The organism is Kribbella qitaiheensis, from assembly GCF_042657745.1.
GTDB lineage: Bacteria > Actinomycetota > Actinomycetes > Propionibacteriales > Kribbellaceae > Kribbella > Kribbella qitaiheensis.
In genome coordinates this window covers 35135-53099 of record NZ_JBHSKE010000063.1, presented here as the reverse complement: position 1 = coordinate 53099, position 17965 = coordinate 35135, and the positions used below count along the sequence as shown (strand labels likewise).

The window sequence follows — 17965 nt, the reverse complement described above, 5'->3', positions numbered from 1 at the left end:
GTCGACGGCATGCACTACGTCTTCTACGGAATGGCCGACGCCAAGATCGGCGTCGCGAGGCTGGACCGATCGTCTTTCTCATCGACAAGCCAAGGATGAACAGCCATGCGAGACCTCGACACCCTGATCAAGGCATACGACATTCGCGGTACGGTGCCGGACCAACTCGACGCCGACTTGAGCTTCCAGGTCGGTGCCGCCTTCGCACACGTGAGCGGCGCCGGACTCATCGCGGTCGGACACGACATGCGGCTGTCCTCACCGCAACTGGCTGATGCGTTCGCCGCAGGCGTCAACAGCCGCGGAGCCGATGTGCTCGCGATCGGGCTGGCCTCCACCGATCTGCTCTACTTTGCCTCCGGTGCGCGTGATGTGCCGGGCGCGATGATCACCGCCAGCCACAATCCCCCTGCCTACAACGGCATCAAGCTCTGCCGCCCCGGGGCGGCACCCGTCGGGCGGGACACCGGCCTGACCGAAATCAAGTCCCTGCTGGAGACCGGCCTGTCGGACCATGACGGCCCGGCCGGAATCACGCGTCGTGAGGACCTGCTGCCCGCGTACTCCGAATACCTTCGCGGCCTGGTGGACCTCGCAGGCGACAGGCGGTTGAAGGTCGTGGTCGATGCGGGCAACGGCATGGCCGGGCGGACCGCACCCGTCGTACTCGACCACCCGGCCTTCGAGATCGTGCCGCTGTACTTCGAGCTCGACGGCACCTTCCCGAATCACGAGGCCAACCCGCTGAACCCCGCCAACCTGGTCGACCTGCGCGCTGCCGTGCGTCGGCACCAGGCCGATGTCGGCCTCGCCTTCGACGGGGACGCCGATCGCTGCGCTTTCGTCGACGAGAACGGCGATGCCGTGTCTCCCAACAACATCATCAGTCTGATTGCCACCCGGACGCTTGCCGTGTATCCCGGCGCGGCGATCGTCTACAACGTCATCACGAGCAAAGCAGTCGCCGAGCAGATCACCGAACACGGCGGAAGACCCGTCCGCACCCGGGTCGGACACTCGTTCATCAAGCAAGTCATGGCGGAGTACGACGCAGTGTTCGGCGGGGAACACTCAGGCCACTACTACTTCCGCCAGTTCTGGCGTGCCGATACCGGCATGCTGGCCGCGCTGCACGTGCTGGCAGCCCTCAGGCAAACCGACCAAACGCTGTCAACGCTCACCGCCCAGTTCTCCCGCTACGCCGACAGCGGCGAGATCAACAGCACCGTCACCGACATTCCTGCCGTTCTGGACCGCGTTGAGAAGCACTACGCAGCGAACGGCGCCGCTGTGGACCGGCTGGACGGTCTGACCATCACCCTGCCGGACGGAGCCTGGTTCAATCTGCGCCCGTCCAACACCGAACCGTTGCTCCGCCTCAACGTCGAAGCATCGGACCAGCACAGCATGACCGAACTCCGTCAAGAGGTCCTGGCGTTCCTGGGACCCGTGAACTCCACTCGCCAAGAGTCTTGACGAGTGGAGCGAGCCCGTCCTTCAGGCACCGGAAGCACGATCGAGCTCGTGGCGTGAACTGATCCCGAGCTTGGCGAAGACGTTTCCCAGGTGGTACTCCACCGTGCGTGGACTCAAGAACAGCCGGGTGCCGATCTCGGGATTCGACAGACCGTCACGCGCCAGCCGAGCGACCTGCGCCTCCCGCTCCGTGAGGTGACCGGTAGTGGTCACCGTCCGCTTCCGGGCTCTCTCGCCCGTCGACACCAACTCATGACGTGCCCGCTCGGCGAACGCCTCAGCACCCGTCGACGTGAAGATTTCATGCGCCGCGCGCAACTGGTCCCGCGCATCGACACGGCGACCCCGTCGACGCAGCCACTCGCCGTACAGCAACGTGGCCCGAGCCAGCTCCCCACGCACTCGCGTACGGCTGAGCCGCTCGATCGCCTCCCGATACAGCGGCTCGGCGTCGTCACCTTCACTCAGCAACGCGCGACACCGAGCCTCCAGGCCAAGCGCCCACTCGGTGCGACTGGCTCCGGTCATCGCGGCGATCCACTCGAAGGCTTCGGCGGCGGTCTGCCGCCGCCCGCTGCGGGCGGCTGCCTCGATCAACTCGGTGGCGGCCCAGTTCGCCACGCCGGGGTACCGCAGATCGGGGTACTGCTGGTGCCGGAGGGCCTCCTCCGCGGCCGCCATCGCCTCGGGATAGTTGCCGAGGCCGTTGTAGAGGACTGCGTTGGTCCAGTGCGCGACGGCTATCCCGATGCCTTCGCCTCGGCGGGTCACGTCCCTGATGGTGTCCTCGATCAGGGCCGCTGTCTCGGCCTGCCTTCCGCAGAACGCGGCGAGAGCCATGGCGCTGTACGGCGCGAGGTTGCTGCCCGTCGCCTCGGTTACCGCCTGTCCCTCGGCGACCAGCGACGTCGCGGCAGTCAGGTCGCCAGCGAACAGCAGCATGTAGGCGCGCGTGCTGAGTGCCAGCGGAAGTTCACTCAACGCCCCACTCGCGCGCGCAAGCTCGACGTACCGAGAGGAGAGTGCGTGCCACGCCTCGTCGTCCCACAGATGCAAGGCTGCCTCGGTCCCCAGCCACAACCAGCGCAGCTCCTCATCCGCGGACATCCCCTTGCCGAAGACCGCCAGAGCCTCCCGCAACAAGGGCACTCCCGCCGCATATCCCTGGTTGAAGTTCGCTGCCAGTCCGTCCAGGAGAAGGTCCGGCGCCCGTACGCCGTGCGGCGGGCGCGGCGCGGTACCGGCAGCGCGGGCTACATCCAGCGTGCCCCCACCCGGACGGGCCAGGGCGCCCACGAACATGGCGGCGGTCAGCCCGTCCAAGTAGGTCGCCCGGCAAAGATCAGCGTCGATCGGCTCGAGTCGCTTGGCCGCCTTCAAAAGCAGTAGCGGCGCGTCTCGGCCCCGGCTCGTGACGAATGCAAGCTGGGCCCGCAACATCTCCACCTGGGCCTGTTCGAGTTCGCCCAGGGGGCCGGCTTCGGCCATGGCCAGCAGGTCCACCGCCGCTTCGAACGCGCCCGCCTGGAGCTTGGCCTGCGCGGCAGCGACCGCCCGTCCAGCCCGATGCGCCGGGTCGAGTGTCAGCTTCGCTGCGCGCTCGAGGAACGCGGCCGCCGCAGCCAGCCCGCCTCTGTCCCGAGCCCGGCCGGCCGAGCGCTCCAGCTCCCCGGCCACGTCCTCGTCCGGACCGCTTGCTGCGTGGGCGAGGTGCCAGGCGCGGCGATCGGCGTCGCTCGCGGGATCGGTCACCTCAGCGAGCGCACGATGCGCCTCCCGGCGTTCCTCCGAGGTCGCTTCTCGGTAGATGGCCGAGCGCACCAGCGGATGCCGGAAGGTGATCCGATCTCCGGTCTCCAGCAGGCCCGCGAACTCCGCGGGGTCCACCGCGTCGACAGCGATGCCGAGCCGCTGCGCCGCACGGTCCACGAGCGCCCGTTCCCCCGCCGGCTCGACCGCGGCGACCAGGAGCAGCCGACGCAGATCAGGCGACAGTGGCGCGAGCCGACGCCGGAAGCTGTCCTCGATCCGGCCCGCGAGGTTCTTGGCGTCCAGCAGGCCGAAACCACCGGCGAGTTCGGCGTAGCCCAACTCGTGCGGCAGCTCCAGCAAGGCCAGCGGGTTTCCGCGTGTCTCCGCGACGATGCGGTCGCGCACCCGCTCGTCCAACGCTCCAGGAATCGCCGCGGCCAGCAGTTCTCGGGCGTCCTCGGGAGGTAGGCCGCCGAGAACGAGCCTTGGGAGCCCCGCGAGCGCCCGCTCATCGACCGGATCGCGCACCGCGAACACCAGCGCGACCGACTCAGCCACCAGCCGACGACTTACGAACCCAAGAGTCTCTGCGGACATCTGATCGAGCCACTGGGCGTCGTCGACAACACTCACCAGGGGACGCTCGGCAGCGGCGACAGCCAGCAGACTCAACGCGGCCAGCCCGACCAGAAAGCGGTCCGGAGCCGGGCCTGCCCGTAGACCGAAAGCCGTGCCGAGCGCATCATGCTGTGGCGCGGGAACGCGGTCCAGCCGATCCAGCAGCGGCGAACACAGCTGATGCAAGCCGGCGAAGGCCAGCTCCGCCTCCGCCTGCACGCCGGCCACCCGGATCACCCGGCAGTCGGAAGCCTCGGCCACCAGATACTCCAGCAACGCCGACTTGCCGATCCCGGCGTCACCGGAGATCACCAGGGACTGGCTGATGCCTCTTCGGACGTCGGCGAGGAGCTCGTCGATGTGCCGGCACTCGGTACGCCGATCAACCAACATGTTCGAAACGTAACCCCGTTCGACTCCGGGGCCAAGATACCCAAGCCACGTTCTTCAGGCGGCCCCGGGTGCGAAGCCCGGTGAGCCGGCCCCGTGCGTCCCGGGTGCGACGCATCACCATCCAACGGCACGCTGATCCGAACGGAAACGTCCACGAACGAACGGAAAGGAGGACGGGGCGACCGGGTTCCTCGCAGTACCGGCGCCCCTGCCCATCTATGAGCGTTCCACGTGTAGTGATCGTCGGAGCCGGATTCGCGGGCTACCACGCGGCCAGGGGTCTGCAGAAGTATGCGTCCAGCGCCGAGATAGTACTGATCAACCCGACCGACTACTTCCTCTACGTTCCCTTGCTGCCCGAGGTAGGTGCCGGGATCCTCGAGCCCCGCCGTATCTGCGTGTCCCTGCCGGACCGCCTCCCGAAGGTCAAGCTGGTGCTCGGCACCGTCTCGCACATCGACATCGACGGGCACCGGGTCGAATGGGTCAGCCCCGAGGGGCGGCGCAGCGCCATGGAGTTCGATCGTCTGGTGCTGGCAGCGGGGAGCGTGAACAAGCTGCTCCCGATTCCCGGCGTCGCCGAGTATGCGCACGGGTTCCGTGGCATCTCCGAAGCGTTGTATCTGCGCGACCACATCACCCGGCAACTGGAGCTCGCGGCCTCGACCGACGACCGTGACGAACGTGAGGCGAGGTGCACGTTCGTCGTCGTCGGAGCCGGCTACACGGGCACCGAAGTCGCCGCGCAGGGCCAGTTGTTCACAGCACGGCTGGTTCGTCAGCTCCCGGCCCTGCGGAACCAGCGGGTGCGCTGGCTGCTGGCCGACCTCGCCGAGCGGCTCCTTCCAGGACTCAGCCCGCGAATGTCGACGACCGCCGAGCGGGTACTGCGCCGGCGTGGGGTCGAGGTCTGCGTGGGGCAGTCCGTCGACCACGCGGGGCCGGAATGTCTGCGGATGACAACCGGTGAGGAGATCGCCACCCGATCGCTGATCTGGTGTGTCGGCGTGCGCCCGGACCCACTCGTGGAGGCGCTGTCGTTGCCGACGGACCGTGGGCGGGTCGAGGTGCACGAGACGCTCGTGGTGCGCGGCCGCGCGCACGTGTTCGCCTGTGGGGATTGCGCGGCGGTTCCCGATCTCACGCATCCGGGCTCGATCACCGGCATGACCGCGCAGCACGCCCAGCGGCAGGGCAAGCTCGTGGCCCGCAACGTCGCGGCCTCGCTGACGGGGCACGACCTCGAGCCCTACCGACATCACGACCTCGGCTTCCTGGTCGATCTCGGGGGCCGCAAGGCAGCCGCCAATCCGCTGCACATACCCCTGTCCGGCCTGGCCGCCAAGACCGTCACTCGCGGGTACCACCTCCTCTCGCTCCCCGGCAACCGGTCCCGCACCGCGGCAGACTGGGCCATCAACGCGATGATGCCTCCGCGAGCGGTACAGCTCGGTCTGGTCAGCGCAGACCAGGTGCGGCTGGAGTGCACCAGTCCGCTCGGATCCCGCACGGTTGTCGAGAGGCCGCAAGTGGCTTAGGGCCGGCGCAACCTTCGCTCTACACCTGCGGTAGAGCAGTCCACTCACAGAGACGAAAGGGGTGTCACATGTGCACCTACCGAGTTGTCGCGGGGACAACATGATCGGGTCCGATCGGAAGTATCACGCTGTACGGCTGTTTCAGCGTTTCGTCGTCGACCCTCCCGTGCGCCTGGTGTGGTGGCTGGGTCTGGCACCGCCTGGCGACGCCCAGCTCGAAACGATCGGGCGACACACAGGCAGCCGCATCGCACGCCGATCTGTAGCGGACTGGAAGGCACCACGTTCTGGCTGATCGCCCAGCACGGGCGGCGCACCGACTACGTTCGGAATATCGAAAGGAATATCGAAAGTGCCCCCCGGGTGCGAGTCCGCTTCAGCGCCGGCGGCAGGTGGATGACCGGGACGGCTCATATCGTCGACCGCGACGACCCGGGCGAGCGACGGCGAGAGCTCGGTCGGGACAACGGCCGGCGCCGGCTCTGCCTGAGCGCCTCCCACGTCATGAGCACGAACCCACTGACGGTCCGCATCGACCTCGGCTAGGTCCGTACCCGGCGCCTACCGCGTATGGGTGCCGGTCGTTATCGGACGCTACTGGGCACGCGGCCGAGCTCGTGGCGCGAGGTGATGCCGAGCTTGGCGAAGACGTTTCCCAGGTGATACTCGACGGTGCGCGGACTCAGGAACAGACGCGTGCCGATCTCGGGATTCGACAGACCGTCCCGCGCCAGCCGAGCGACCTGAGCCTCCCGGGCCGTGAGGTGATCGGTGGTGGTCACGGTGCGCTTGCGGGCCTTCTCCCCCGTGGCCACGAGTTCGCGGTGCGCGCGCTCGGAAAACGCCTCGGCTTCCATCGCGGTGAACATCTCGTGCGCCTCATGCAACTGTTCGCGCGCGTCCAAGCCGCGACCACGGCGACGCAGCCACTCGCCGTACAGGAGCTTGGCCCGGGCCAGCTCGGCGCGTACCCGCGTGCGGCTGAGCCGATCGATCGCCTCGCGGTAGAGCGGCTCGGCGCTGTCGTCGTCGCTGAGCAATGCGCGTGCCCGGGCGTCGACCCCCAGCGCCCACTCGGTGCCACTTGCAGTCGTCAACTCCGAGAGGCGCGCGAAGGCCTCGGCAGCGAGCTTGCCGTTACCGACACGGGCGGCCGCCTCGACCAACTCGGCAAGTCCCCAATTGGGTGCAGCTAGCTCCTGTGGCGACTCGCTGGCCAGTCGGCCTTCGTCCATTGCGCGTTCGTGGCGCCCGAGACCGTTGGAGAGCATGGCGCCGGCAGCTTGCGTGACCGTCAGGCCTATTCCCTCACCGCGGGCCAGGGCCTCGGCGGCCGCGGTTCTGATCAGCCGGACTGCTTCCTCTTCGCGGCCATGCCAGGCGGCGAGCCAGACGGCGCCATAGGGGACGATGCTGCCGGCGATCGTCTCAGTGACGACGCATGCTTCGTCGGTGAGGGTCCCCGCTGCCCTGAAGTGGCCGGCGAACAGCTCAAGGACGATCCGCGAGTTGAGCGCGAGGACGAGTTCGCCAAGTGCGCCGGCCTCCCGCGCCAGCCTGAGATGGCGGCTGGTCAGGACCTCCCAGCTCTCGTCGTCCCACAGGTCCGCCGCGATGGCTTCGGCCAGCCAAAGCCAGCGAAGTCCCTCCTCCGCGGTGATCTCGGTACTGCAGCACGCCCGTAGCGCTCGCTTTGCCAGTGGAGCCGCGGCCGCGTACCCGTCGGTGAAGAGCGTAGAGAGCGCTTCGAGGAGCCGTTCACCATTGTCTGGCTCACGCGAGCGGGGTGTCCGCCGTGCCGCCTGCGCGACCTCCACCACACCGACACCCGTGCGATCAGCCAGGCGCCCGGCGAACATGGCGGCGGAAAGCGCGTCCAGATAGGTATCACGAGCGAGTTTGCCGTCCAGCGATTCGAGTCGGCGCGCGGCGGCAAGTAACAGCGAGGGGGCCTCAGAACCGCGATTCGAGGCGAAGGCGGCTTCTGCCCGCAGCAATTCGATATGCGCCCGCTGGAGGTCGTCGAGCGGCCCCTCCTCGGCTACAGAGAGCATGGCCAGCGTCGATTCGACCGCACCGATCTGGAGCTTGGCTCGGGCGGCTGCGAGCGCGCGGTGCGCCTGTTGCGCGCGGCCCGGGGTGAGTTGCGTTGCTCGTTCGAGGAAGGCAGCGGCCGCGGCGAGTCCGCCCCGGGCCTGTGCCCGCCTTGCCGAGCGTTCCAGTTCGGCGGCGACGTCTTCGTCAGGCCCCTCAGTCGCGTGGGCGAGATGCCACGCGCGACGGTCGGCGTCGTGGACCGGATCGGTGGCTTCGGCGAGCGCACGGTGTGCTTCCCGGCGCTCGCCGGGCGAGGCCGCTCGATAGACAGCCGAACGGGCGAGTGGATGGTGGAAGGTCACCTGCGTGCCCCAGTGCAGCAGTCCCGCGAACGCGGTGAGATCGTGCCCGTCGACATCGATGCCGAGCCGCGACGCAGCGCGGTAGATCAGCGCCGGGTCGCCGGTCGGATCCGCACCTGCGACCAGCAGCAGCCGGCGTGTGTCGGGCGGCAGCGGCGCCAGTCGACGCTGGAAGCCGTCCTCGATCCGGTCCGAGAGCCCCTGGGCACCCGGCGGGCGAAACCCACCCGTCAGCTCGGCCGAGATCAGCTCTCGAGGAAGCTCCAGCAAGGCCAGCGGGTTTCCGCGGGTCTCGGCGATGATGCGGTCGCGCACCCGCTCGTCCAACGCTCCAGGAATCACCGCAGCCAGCAGTTCTCGCGCGTCCTGGGGAGGTAGGCCGCCCAGGACCAGCTGCGGCAGCCCGGCGAACGCCTGCTCGTCAGCCGGGTCCCGCATCGCGAACACCAACCCGACCGACTCCGCCACCAACCGACGCCCGACGAAGGCAAGAGTTTCCGCGGAGGTCCGATCCAGCCACTGCGCGTCGTCAGCCACACACACCAGAGGACGCTCAGCCGTGGCGGAAGCCATCAGGCTCAACACCGCCAGCCCCACCAGGAATCTGTCCGGCGCGAGGCCGTTCTGCAAGCCGAGGGCCGTGCCAAGCGCCTCACGCTGCGGCGCGGGGAGACGGTCGAGCTGGTCCAGCAGCGGCGAACACAGCTGGTGCAGCCCAGCGAAGGCGAGTTCCGCTTCGACCTGTACGCCGACCACCCGGATCACGCGGCAGCCGGAGGCCTCGGCCACCAGGTAGTCCAGCAACGCCGACTTGCCGATCCCGGCCTCACCGGAGATCACCAAGGCCTGGCTCTTACCGTGGCGGGCGGCGTCGACCAGCAGCTCGAGCTGCCGGCACTCGGCCTGCCGTCCGCGCAAGAGAGGCGCGATGGTGCTCAACAGTCGACTTTGCTTGCGTGTCGGGTCGTTCCGTCGACGTCGTCCACGAGTCTGATCGCCAATTCGCTGGCCATCTCGGCCTCCGTTCGCCACCTGCACGGCGCGACGGCAGGAGCAGTACCGCTGCGCTCGCTAATGCATTTGCCGCCGTCGGTCGGGCCCTTGACGGCTGCCTTCAAGTCTTGCCCGGAAGCTCCGTGTCAGCAATGGGGCCGCTGGGTTCATCGGGATCTGATCCCGGGGCGGACACCGAAATCACCCGGGACTCACGGATACGAACGTATAGCAGACAGCGGCACGCTGGTCACGCTTCTCACGGAGCTCACGATCACTGACAGGGAGAGGAAAGCAGCCATGCCCTACGTCACCGTCGGACTGGAGAACGCCACCGGAACACCGCTGTCGCTGCGTCACCCGTCGGGGCGATCGACTGTGTGGCCACCTGGCACACCGACTTCCGGGCCGACCTGCCGAAGATCGACGTACCGGTCCTGGTCATGCATGGCAGCTGGCGTTTCTGTCCAAGTAGCGCGCCCCCTCACCTCGGACCCAACATCGTCTTGAAAGGAAGGCAATCATGGCCGTTTACACGAAGTCTGAGGCGCTCGGAGTCATTCGCCGTGCGTTCGGTCCCGACATCGCCGAGTCGGTGGCCGGCCGACTGCCCGATCGGATCAACCCGGACAATGCCACGGACGCCGAGTTGCTGTTCGAACTCGGCCTGAGCCGGGACCGCCTGCTCGATGCGCTCGGCGGCGAGTCGTGAACTATTCGGTCGGTCACGGCCCGGGGTCCACCGCGGCCGGTGTGCTGCGGTGATGCGATCCATGCGCCTGGCCGAGATTGTGTTTCCCGACAGTCCGGTGTGTGTGAACTCTGTCGACGTGGCGACGACCTACTGTTCGCCCGCGCTGCTGAACCACTCGATCCGGGCGTATGTGTGGGCGGCAGCCCTCGGGACGGCGCGCGGTGTCACCTTCGATGCCGAACTGCTCTTCGTCGCGTCGCTGCTGCATGACCTCGGGCTGGTCGACGAGTTCGACAACCACATGGTGCCGTTCGAAGTGGCCGGCGGCAGCGTGGCGTGGGTATTCGCAGCGGGCGCCGGGTGGCCGGTCCCGCGACGCGCGCGTCTGTCGGAGGTGATCGTCCGGCACATGTGGGCCGAGGTGGATCCAGGCGAGGACCCGGAGGGTTTCCTGCTGGCCAGGTCCACAGCTGTCGACATCGCGGGGCGCAACCTCGACGACTTCCCTGTCAGCTTCCGGACCGAGGTGCTGGAGCGGTATCCGCGGCTGAGCCTGGCCGACGAGTTCGTCCGGTGTTTCCAGGACCAGGCGAGACGCAAACCGGACAGTTCGGCCGCCGCCGCGATGCGCAACGATCTCGCCGCCAGGACCGCAGCGAACCCACTGGAGCGGCGCGAGTAGAGCTGTCGGGCGGCCGAAGACTGTGACAGCCGGGCTCGCAGCTTCAGAGAGTTCGAAACCGCCGTGGGCGGACCGTTGCCGTCCCAAGCAAAAGGAGCACTGGTCAGATGACCACACCATGCACGCCGTCAGAGCACATGCCAGGGGTGGGCCGGCGCCGTCAGTACGGACCAGGACCGGGGTGCCGTGGCGGTGGGCGTCGGGGACCTGCGCCAACGCGTCGTCCAGCACAGCCATGTGATCGGTGGCGGTGTTCGCGCCGGCGTTGCCTGGCCGCAATCGACCCGCCAGGGCCTCGCCGGTGTTGTCCAGCCAGCACAGCAACGGGTGATAGCCAAACCCGCCCTTGAGCCAAGTCCGGCTTCGGCATCTGGGCCAACGAACTCCCCGAACCCGGCGAAGGGCCAGCCGCCGGCACCGCCACCTTCAACAACCTGACCCTCACCAACAACGCGGTAGACATCCGCAACACGACAACGACGTTCACGATCGTCCGCAACTAACCACGGAGCACAGAACGGCCGCCGAGGTCCAACCCCTCGGCGGCGGTTTCTCTGCGCAAGACCCCGCTCGACCACCGTCCGGTGAGCTGCCGAGCCCACTTGCAAGCGACTCCTGTCCCAAGGCATCAGCAAATCTACCGCCGCTGCACCTGCTCAGCCAGGCCTTTCAGAATCTGCCCCGCACTGCCCCAGACTGCCCCGGCTAGCTGGCCCAATCCTCAAGAAAACAAGGCCTTCGGTGTGCAAGGGTCGACCTTTGCAGTCCGCACCGCTGGGGGGAATGAGCCATGCCAGTCCACGTATTCGTCGACGAGACGAAGACTCGCGGTCTGCTGATGGCGGCCGCGCGGTGTGCCGCCGATGACGTCGCGGTGAATCGCAAGGCGTTGCGGGGGCTGCTGCTATCCGGGCAGGAACGGCTACATTTCAACCATGAGCGGGGTCGTCGCCGCAAGGAGATCATCCGTCTGATCACCGAGTTGCACCTATTGGTGGACCTCTATCAGGCCGACCGGGACAACGCGCAGACCAGACAGCGCTGTCTGGAGGCCATCGTCCGGGACAACGCGACTACGGCTGAGCGTCTGGTCGTGGAGCGGGAGGAGTCGACCTACCACCGCGACGGGAGGACGCTGAACGCAGCAACGCATCGGTTCGGGTGCCACGGTCTGCTCAGGTGGGACCTGCTGGCGCCGAAGGAGGATCCGTTGCTCTGGGTGCCTGATGCAGTCGCGTGGTGCTGGATGCGGGGCGGGCAATGGCGCCGGTCTGTTCAGGCCTTCAGCCAGGTGAAAGACCTCTGAACAGCGCGAAACCCGGCTCGTCCACCGTCCGGTAGGCTGCCGGGTTCACTTCCGAAGGACTCTTGTCCCAGGCGTTGCCTACTTTACCGCTTCCAGCACGCAGTGTCTTTCGGCTATCCGGGGCAAATTGATCTGCCCCTAGATGCCCCGGATTCCGGCGAGCTCCGTAGCTGGTGGGATGCGTTAGAGGCCGTCGGCCAGTTTTGACAGGACTGCGCCGGCGGACAGGACCAGTGAGCGCTCTTCGGGGGTCAGGCGGCCGAGGAGCTTGGCGAGGTCTTCGGCCGCGTGTTGGCCGGCGGCGCTCACCATCTCCGCGCCCGCCGGCGTCAGCACGACCACGGTGGCCCGTCCGTCGAGGGTGTCCTGTTCCCGGTGTACCAGGCCGGCCGTCTCCAGCGCGGCGACGGTCGTCGTGGCGGTCGGCTGGGAACACGGCACCCGCGCGGCGATCGTGCCGATCCGGATGGGCTGCTCGTCGGCGATCAGCAGCAGCGCGATGAACTGGGTCGGGTGCAGGGCGGTGGCCGTGCCGTTGCGGCGGAGGTGTCGCACGACCCGGTGCATGCCGACCAGCAGTTGCAGCGTTTCCTGCTCGATCCTGACCATCTCCCTCCACCCCGGATGGGCAATCCTGGCACACCATCCGGCATGGAAGGAGATCTCGCCGCTATGCGCCCAGGATGTCCGGCCTGCGGATACGGGCTCTTCTTGCGTTCGGCAACGGACTCCGGCAGTACGTCGCGGGTGGCCGCGCAGAGCAGGCACTTCTCTGTGCCGGCGAAGGTCTTCAGCGACCACGGCGTGTTGTAGATGTACAACAGGCCACCGAGTGATCAAGCTCATTCAGGAGCGATACCTAGGAGGGCCTGGTGGTGCCGCGGTTCGTCGATCTCGTCGATCAGGGCGAGCGCGAGGTCGGCGTATGAGATCCGACTGTCGGCGGACGCAGGTACGACGCGATAGGTCCCCGTACGCTCGGGGTTCTCGTGCTCGAAGTCGCCGGCCGGGGCGATCGACACCCAGTCCAGTTCGGAGTTCGCGAACACCTCGACCGCCGCCGCGTGGGCAAGGAAGAAGCCCCGGTACTCCTGGGGATAGCCCGGCGTATCCATCAGCGGTGTTCCGTCCTCGGTGGCGACGAGCGAGGCCAGGCCCACCCAGACCAGCCGGGACACTCCTGCCTTGGCGAGGCCGTTCGCCAACGCCGTGGCCGCCTTCGGGTAAACTCCGCCGGATCCGCGCCGCCGTCGTACACGGCCGCGATGACGGCGTCCTGCCCGGCGGCGAGTTCGGCGATCCGCTCGGCATCCGTGATGTCAGCGGCGACGCCGGCCAGATCGGCGTACTTGCTGGGGTTTCGCATCGCAGCCGTCACCTCGTGGCCGCGGCGTTTCGCCTCCTCGACAGCCGCTCGGCCTGCTCGCCCACCTGCGCCGAACACCAGTACCCTGCCCATCTCTCATCCCCTTCGGTTGGTTGTTGCGGCCGAAGGTAGGCGGAGACCTGGTTACCACCCGGATACTCACTACCCTGGCGGGATGGAACCGTTGCGGCCGGACCTGTTCGACGAGATCTGCCCGTCCTCGCTGAACCCGATCCGCTTCGGCGGTGACAAGTGGGCCGGCCTGGTGATCCGCTGCCTGGAAGACGGCCCCCGCCGGTACTCCGAACTCCGGGTGCCGCTGCACCGGGTCACCCCGAAGGTGCTGACGCAGTCCCTGCGCTCGCTGGAGCGGGATGGACTCGTCCGGCGCACGGAGTACGCCGTACCGGTGCGGCGCGTTGTCTATGAGCTGACGCCGCTCGGGCGGAGCATGCTCGAACCGATGCGGATCGCCTGCGAGTGGGCCGCCGACCACTGGGACGAACTCCTCGACGCCCGCGAAGCCTGATCGTGGGGGTGGCCAACGGATGGCTAGACTCGCGGAGTGGTGGATGACGAACTGGCCCCGAGCGCGCTGCTGAAGACGCCGAGCTGGCTGCTCACGCAGAGCGCGATGCACGCCCAGCGGATCGTGGGAGAGGCGTTCGCCGCGGGGAACGCCCGCGGATACCACTACCGGCTGCTGGCGACCCTTGCTGAGTTCGGACCCGCGAGCCAGGCGTCACTCGGCCGCCGTACCGGCATCGACCGCAGCGACGTAGTGGCCGCGATCAACGAACTCGCGACGGACGGCTACGTCGAACGCTCCCCCGACCCCGGAGACGGCCGCCGCAACATCATCACCATCACCGCCGCCGGCCGCCGTCAACACAGCCGGCTCGACGACCTCGTCCAAGAAGCCCAATCCGCCATCTTCGCCCCGCTCTCTTCCGCGGAACGCGACCAACTGACAGCTCTCCTGGCGAAGGTCCTGGGCCACCATACGGGAAGCTGAGTCGATCCGATCGCTAGCAAGTCTCTTGGGAACGCTCCTCAGTAAATCCGATCTTAGGAAAGATCTTAAGAACGGATAATCAAGTATCCGATGCTAAGCTAGCTCTATGGCATCGGAAGAGAGCAGCGAAAGATGGCCGCGGCTCGGCTGGGAGACCTATCCCTGGGTCTCAAAGATCCCCGATGACCTTGTCTCTCGCTCTGTCCGCGCACGGCATGCGGGACCGTACACGGCTGCGATCACCCCAAAGATCGCCGAACTCGAGATAGATCTGCCAGGCAGGACACTGGCGCTCGCCGACGAAGCTTCGTCCGACATCGCCCGCTTCGACGCCGAACTGGGGAACGAAGTCGCACCCTTCGCCGCGATCCTGCTGCGATCCGAGTCCGCTTCTTCGTCGAAGATCGAGAACCTGACCTCCAGCGCACGATCGATCGCCTTGGCCGAGCTCGGCAGTGACAAGCGGCAGAACTCGGCCGAGATCGTGGCCAACGTGCATGCCATGAAGGCTGCGATCGAGCTCGCCGATCGGATCGACGAGCAAGCGATCCTCGCCATGCACACCGCATTGATGATCGAGCAACGGCCTGAGATCACCGGCAGGTGGCGAACCGACCAGGTCTGGATCGGGGGTAGCGACTACGGGCCGCACCAGGCCGACTTCGTGCCACCACATGCGGACAGAGTGCCGGAAGCCATGGCCGACCTGATCGCCTTCGCGCAACGGGACGACCTGCCTGCCCTGGTCCATGCAGCCTTGGTCCATGCGCAGTTCGAGACCATCCATCCGTTCCCGGACGGCAACGGACGCACGGGGCGGGCCCTGGTGCATTCCCTCCTCCGGCGAAAGGGTGTCACGCGCAACGTGACAGTGCCGGTCTCGGCCGGCCTGCTGACCGACACGACTGGCTATTTCGATGCCCTGACCGCCTTCCGGGCCGGCGATCCGGACGTCATCGTCACCCTGATGGCCGAAGCAAGTTTCTCGGCGATCACGAACGGCCGCGAACTGGTGGCCGACCTCAGTGACGCTCGGGAACGCTGGATCGAAAAGATCACTGCCCGACGGGACGCCGCCGTCTGGGGGATTCTCGAACTCATCCTCAGACAGCCTGTCGTGGACTCGTCGCTGGTTCAGCGGGAGCTCGGAGTCAGCGGCCCCAACGCCAACCTCGCTCTCCGGCAACTCGAGGACGCGGGTGTGATCAAGGAGTTCAGTGACAGGAAGCGGAATCGGCTGTGGCAGGTGCCTGAGGTGTTGTCCGCTCTGGACGGGTTCGCTGCCAGGGCCGGCCGGCGAGGCTAGACCGAGTCACCACGCGGTGGGGAGTTGAGCGCGGAGAGACCGCTGGGTACGGCGGACGCGGCGTTCGCGGGCATGGACGCGGCGGCGGGCGGCGCGGGAGATCTTGCGGGGCGCCTCGGCCTGGTCCGTCGGGGTGGACGGGTACTGCGCGGTCGCGGCGTGCATCACGAGTTCTCCTCTGTCTCGCTGGCGGACAAGTGCTCCGATGCGGCGCAGGGCGGCCTGGTTCCCGCTGTGATCCTGTTCACGAAGGGGGCCGTTCGGCGCAGATCGGGGGCGGCTGGGCGATGCACCAGTACCGCGGCTGGTCCGGCGTTGGTAGAAAGGTGACCGGAGCGCCCCTGGTGTTCCGCTGTCTTGCAGCTCTCAACGAGGAGTCCGCGACGTGACCAGTTCCGAGTCCAACCAGTCCGATGCGCTGTCGAACCTGATGCACGAGGAGCGCCGGTTCGAGCCGCCCGCCGAGCTCGCGGCGAACGCGAACGTGAAGGCGGACGCGTACGAGGCGGCCGAGGCAGATTTCGAGGGCTTCTGGGCGGAGCAGGCGAAGCGGCTCAGTTGGGCCGTCGAGCCCACCCAGACACTGGACTGGAGCAACCCGCCCTTCGCCAAGTGGTACGCCGACGGCAAGCTGAACGCGGCGTACAACTGCGTCGACCGGCACGTGGAGAACGGCCTCGGCGACAAGGTCGCGTACTACTTCGAGGGCGAGCCCGGCGACACCCGCGAGATCACCTACGCGCAACTGAAGGACGAGGTCAGCAAAGCGGCCAACGCGCTGCTCGAGCTGAACGTCCAGGCCGGTGACGTGGTCGCCATCTACATGCCGATGATCCCCGAGACCGTGGTCGCGATGCTCGCCTGCGCCCGGATCGGTGCCCCGCACACGGTCATCTTCGGCGGTTTCTCCGCGGACGCGCTCAAGGGCCGCATCCTGGACTGCGACGCCCGCGTCGTGATCACCTCCGACGGCGGCTACCGCCGAGGCGCTCCGGCCGCGTTGAAGCCAGCCGTCGATGCCGCGCTGGTCGACTGCCCAGATGTGCGCAACGTGCTTGTGGTGAAGCGCACCGGCCAGGAGACTGCGATGGTCGAGGGCCGCGACCTGTGGTGGGATGACTTCGTCGGCAAGCAGTCGCCCGAGCACACGCCTGAGGCGTTCGACGCCGAGCACCCGCTGTACGTCATGTACACGTCCGGCAGCACGGGCAAGCCGAAGGGCATCCTGCACACGACCGGCGGCTACCTGGTGGGTACGGCGTACACGCAGTGGGCCGTCTTCGACCTCAAGGCCGACACCGACATCTACTGGACCGCCGCCGACATCGGCTGGGTCACCGGCCACAGCTACATCGTGTACGGCGCGCTCGCCAACGCCACCACCTCCGTGCTCTACGAAGGCACCCCGGACACCCCGCACCAGGGCCGCTGGTGGGAGATCATCCAGAAGTACAAGGTCTCCATCCTGTACTGCGCTCCGACCGCGATCCGCACCTTCATGAAGTGGGGCAAGGAGATCCCGGAGAAGTTCGACCTGTCGACGCTGCGGGTGATCGGGTCGGTCGGCGAGCCGATCAACCCCGAGGCCTACATCTGGTACCGGGAGAACATCGGCGGTAACAAGGCGCCGGTGGTCGACACCTGGTGGCAGACCGAGACCGGTATGCACATGATCTCCCCGCTGCCCGGCGTCACCGCCGGCAAGCCGGGCGCCGCGATGAAGGCGATCCCGGGCGTCTCGGCCGAGGTGGTCGACGACGCCGGCAAGCCGGTACCGAACGGCTCCGGCGGCTACCTGGTGCTGACCAAGCCGTGGCCGGCCATGCTGCGCACCCTGTGGGGCGACGACGAGCGCTTCAAGGAGACGTACTGGTCGCGCTTCCCCGGCCTGTACTTCGCGGGCGACGGCGCCAAGAAGGACGAGGACGGCGACCTGTGGCTGCTCGGCCGCGTCGACGACGTGATGAACGTGTCGGGCCACCGGCTGTCCACCACCGAGATCGAGTCGGCCCTGGTCTCCCACCCGAAGGTCGCCGAGGCCGCTGTCGTGGGCGCTTCGGACCCGACCACCGGCCAGGCGATCGCCGCCTTCGTCATCCTCCGTACCGAGGCCGGCGACGGCGGTCCGGACGTGGTCCAGGAACTCCGCAACCACGTCGCCAAGGAGATCGGCCCGATCGCCAAGCCCCGCCAGATCATGGTCGTCGCCGAACTCCCCAAGACCCGCTCCGGCAAGATCATGCGCCGCCTCCTCCGCGACGTGGCCGAGAACCGCGAGGTCGGCGACGTCACCACCCTCGCAGACTCCACCGTGATGGACCTGATCAAGTCCAACCTCGCCTCTGGCAAGGCCGACGAGGACTGACCCTTACCGCTAGGAACAGCCTGTACTCCGGCCCCGGAGTACAGGCTGTTTCGCGTTTCGAG

Annotated in this window: 17 protein-coding genes and 1 pseudogene; 10 read left to right on the top strand and 8 right to left on the bottom strand. The window is 67.7% G+C overall.

The genetic code is table 11. The features are described 5' to 3' along the window. Positions 1 to 105: 105 nt before the first annotated feature. Positions 106 to 1476, top strand: coding sequence for a phosphomannomutase/phosphoglucomutase (locus ACFPJ1_RS36600; RefSeq protein ID WP_380110889.1), 1371 nt, complete (start codon positions 106 to 108; stop codon positions 1474 to 1476). Positions 1477 to 1497: 21 nt separating this feature from the next. On the opposite strand, the gene ACFPJ1_RS36595 is transcribed toward ACFPJ1_RS36600, so the two are convergent. Continuing rightward, positions 1498 to 4239, bottom strand: a complete 2742-nt coding sequence (locus ACFPJ1_RS36595) for a helix-turn-helix transcriptional regulator (protein ID WP_380110888.1) — start codon at positions 4237 to 4239, stop codon at positions 1498 to 1500. A gap of 218 nt (positions 4240 to 4457) precedes the next feature. Between ACFPJ1_RS36595 and ACFPJ1_RS36590 the strand changes: the two genes are divergently transcribed. Both ACFPJ1_RS36590 and ACFPJ1_RS36585 read left to right on the top strand, forming a co-directional pair. Beyond that, positions 4458 to 5777: an NAD(P)/FAD-dependent oxidoreductase gene (locus ACFPJ1_RS36590; protein ID WP_380110887.1), complete on the top strand. Its 1320-nt coding sequence runs from the start codon at positions 4458 to 4460 to the stop codon at positions 5775 to 5777. 177 nt (positions 5778 to 5954) lie between these two features. Next, positions 5955 to 6323, top strand: a complete 369-nt coding sequence (locus tag ACFPJ1_RS36585; protein WP_380110886.1) for a nitroreductase/quinone reductase family protein — start codon at positions 5955 to 5957, stop codon at positions 6321 to 6323. 38 nt (positions 6324 to 6361) lie between these two features. Here the strand turns inward: ACFPJ1_RS36585 and ACFPJ1_RS36580 are convergent, their stop codons facing one another. Then, positions 6362 to 9115: an ATP-binding protein gene (locus tag ACFPJ1_RS36580; RefSeq protein ID WP_380110885.1), complete on the bottom strand. Its 2754-nt coding sequence runs from the start codon at positions 9113 to 9115 to the stop codon at positions 6362 to 6364. Between the two features lie 577 nt (positions 9116 to 9692). Between ACFPJ1_RS36580 and ACFPJ1_RS36575 the strand changes: the two genes are divergently transcribed. Further along, a complete protein-coding gene (locus ACFPJ1_RS36575; protein WP_132301525.1) occupies positions 9693 to 9881 on the top strand; it encodes a hypothetical protein in 189 nt (62 codons plus the stop codon). A 118-nt stretch (positions 9882 to 9999) separates the two neighbouring features. Beyond that, positions 10000 to 10545, top strand: coding sequence for an HD domain-containing protein (locus ACFPJ1_RS36570; protein ID WP_380110884.1), 546 nt, complete (start codon positions 10000 to 10002; stop codon positions 10543 to 10545). A gap of 150 nt (positions 10546 to 10695) precedes the next feature. Here ACFPJ1_RS36570 and ACFPJ1_RS36565 read toward each other — a convergent pair. Beyond that, a pseudogene (locus ACFPJ1_RS36565) lies at positions 10696 to 10902 on the bottom strand (IS1380 family transposase); the annotation flags it as partial. Positions 10903 to 11335: 433 nt separating this feature from the next. Between ACFPJ1_RS36565 and ACFPJ1_RS36560 the strand changes: the two are divergent. Next, the gene (locus ACFPJ1_RS36560; protein WP_380110883.1) at positions 11336 to 11851 is read left to right on the top strand and encodes a hypothetical protein; all 516 of its coding nucleotides are present in this window, start codon (positions 11336 to 11338) and stop codon (positions 11849 to 11851) included. Positions 11852 to 12034: 183 nt separating this feature from the next. Here the strand turns inward: ACFPJ1_RS36560 and ACFPJ1_RS36555 are convergent, their stop codons facing one another. Genes ACFPJ1_RS36555 through ACFPJ1_RS36540 form a run of 4 tightly spaced genes read right to left on the bottom strand, consistent with a single transcriptional unit; the run spans position 12035 to position 13310 of the window. Further along, positions 12035 to 12418: a MarR family winged helix-turn-helix transcriptional regulator gene (locus tag ACFPJ1_RS36555; protein WP_380110891.1), complete on the bottom strand. Its 384-nt coding sequence runs from the start codon at positions 12416 to 12418 to the stop codon at positions 12035 to 12037. Continuing rightward, positions 12337 to 12672 (bottom strand): asparagine synthase-related protein, encoded by a 336-nt coding sequence (locus ACFPJ1_RS36550; protein WP_380110882.1) that lies wholly within the window; start codon positions 12670 to 12672, stop codon positions 12337 to 12339. The genes ACFPJ1_RS36555 and ACFPJ1_RS36550 overlap by 82 nt, the downstream gene beginning before the upstream one ends. Positions 12673 to 12693: 21 nt before the next feature. Beyond that, entirely contained in the window at positions 12694 to 13056 is a 363-nt protein-coding gene (locus tag ACFPJ1_RS36545) for an NAD(P)-dependent oxidoreductase (protein WP_380110881.1), read from the bottom strand. Next, on the bottom strand, positions 12966 to 13310 hold the full coding sequence (locus tag ACFPJ1_RS36540) for an NAD(P)H-binding protein (RefSeq protein ID WP_380110880.1): 345 nt from the start codon (positions 13308 to 13310) through the stop codon (positions 12966 to 12968). Before ACFPJ1_RS36540 ends, ACFPJ1_RS36545 begins: the two co-directional genes overlap by 91 nt. A gap of 82 nt (positions 13311 to 13392) precedes the next feature. Between ACFPJ1_RS36540 and ACFPJ1_RS36535 the strand changes: the two genes are divergently transcribed. The 3 genes from ACFPJ1_RS36535 to ACFPJ1_RS36525 all read left to right on the top strand — a co-directional run bounded on the left by ACFPJ1_RS36535 (position 13393) and on the right by ACFPJ1_RS36525 (position 15538). After that, complete coding sequence (locus ACFPJ1_RS36535) at positions 13393 to 13746, top strand: winged helix-turn-helix transcriptional regulator (protein WP_380110879.1); 354 nt, start codon at positions 13393 to 13395, stop codon at positions 13744 to 13746. Between the two features lie 36 nt (positions 13747 to 13782). After that, the gene (locus ACFPJ1_RS36530) at positions 13783 to 14232 is read left to right on the top strand and encodes a MarR family winged helix-turn-helix transcriptional regulator (RefSeq protein WP_380110878.1); all 450 of its coding nucleotides are present in this window, start codon (positions 13783 to 13785) and stop codon (positions 14230 to 14232) included. A gap of 106 nt (positions 14233 to 14338) precedes the next feature. Further along, positions 14339 to 15538: a Fic family protein gene (locus ACFPJ1_RS36525; protein WP_380110877.1), complete on the top strand. Its 1200-nt coding sequence runs from the start codon at positions 14339 to 14341 to the stop codon at positions 15536 to 15538. A 6-nt stretch (positions 15539 to 15544) separates the two neighbouring features. On the opposite strand, the gene ACFPJ1_RS36520 is transcribed toward ACFPJ1_RS36525, so the two are convergent. Then, positions 15545 to 15703: a hypothetical protein gene (locus ACFPJ1_RS36520; RefSeq protein WP_380110876.1), complete on the bottom strand. Its 159-nt coding sequence runs from the start codon at positions 15701 to 15703 to the stop codon at positions 15545 to 15547. Between the two features lie 265 nt (positions 15704 to 15968). On the opposite strand from ACFPJ1_RS36520, the gene acs reads away from it, so the two are divergent. After that, a complete protein-coding gene (acs, locus tag ACFPJ1_RS36515) occupies positions 15969 to 17903 on the top strand; it encodes an acetate--CoA ligase (protein WP_380110890.1) in 1935 nt (644 codons plus the stop codon). The last annotated feature ends 62 nt before the right edge of the window (positions 17904 to 17965 follow it).

Coding starts and splice junctions, on each gene's coding strand:
- acs (WP_380110890.1), top strand. CDS start 15,969: ATGCACGAGGAGCGCCGGTTCGAGCCGCCCGCCGAGCTCGCGGCGAAC.
- ACFPJ1_RS36600 (WP_380110889.1), top strand. CDS start 106: ATGCGAGACCTCGACACCCTGATCAAGGCATACGACATTCGCGGTACG.
- ACFPJ1_RS36535 (WP_380110879.1), top strand. CDS start 13,393: ATGGAACCGTTGCGGCCGGACCTGTTCGACGAGATCTGCCCGTCCTCG.
- ACFPJ1_RS36540 (WP_380110880.1), bottom strand. CDS start 13,310: ATGGGCAGGGTACTGGTGTTCGGCGCAGGTGGGCGAGCAGGCCGAGCG.
- ACFPJ1_RS36575 (WP_132301525.1), top strand. CDS start 9,693: ATGGCCGTTTACACGAAGTCTGAGGCGCTCGGAGTCATTCGCCGTGCG.
- ACFPJ1_RS36595 (WP_380110888.1), bottom strand. CDS start 4,239: ATGTTGGTTGATCGGCGTACCGAGTGCCGGCACATCGACGAGCTCCTC.
- ACFPJ1_RS36525 (WP_380110877.1), top strand. CDS start 14,339: ATGGCATCGGAAGAGAGCAGCGAAAGATGGCCGCGGCTCGGCTGGGAG.
- ACFPJ1_RS36560 (WP_380110883.1), top strand. CDS start 11,336: ATGCCAGTCCACGTATTCGTCGACGAGACGAAGACTCGCGGTCTGCTG.
- ACFPJ1_RS36590 (WP_380110887.1), top strand. CDS start 4,458: ATGAGCGTTCCACGTGTAGTGATCGTCGGAGCCGGATTCGCGGGCTAC.
- ACFPJ1_RS36555 (WP_380110891.1), bottom strand. CDS start 12,418: ATGCACCGGGTCGTGCGACACCTCCGCCGCAACGGCACGGCCACCGCC.
- ACFPJ1_RS36520 (WP_380110876.1), bottom strand. CDS start 15,703: ATGCACGCCGCGACCGCGCAGTACCCGTCCACCCCGACGGACCAGGCC.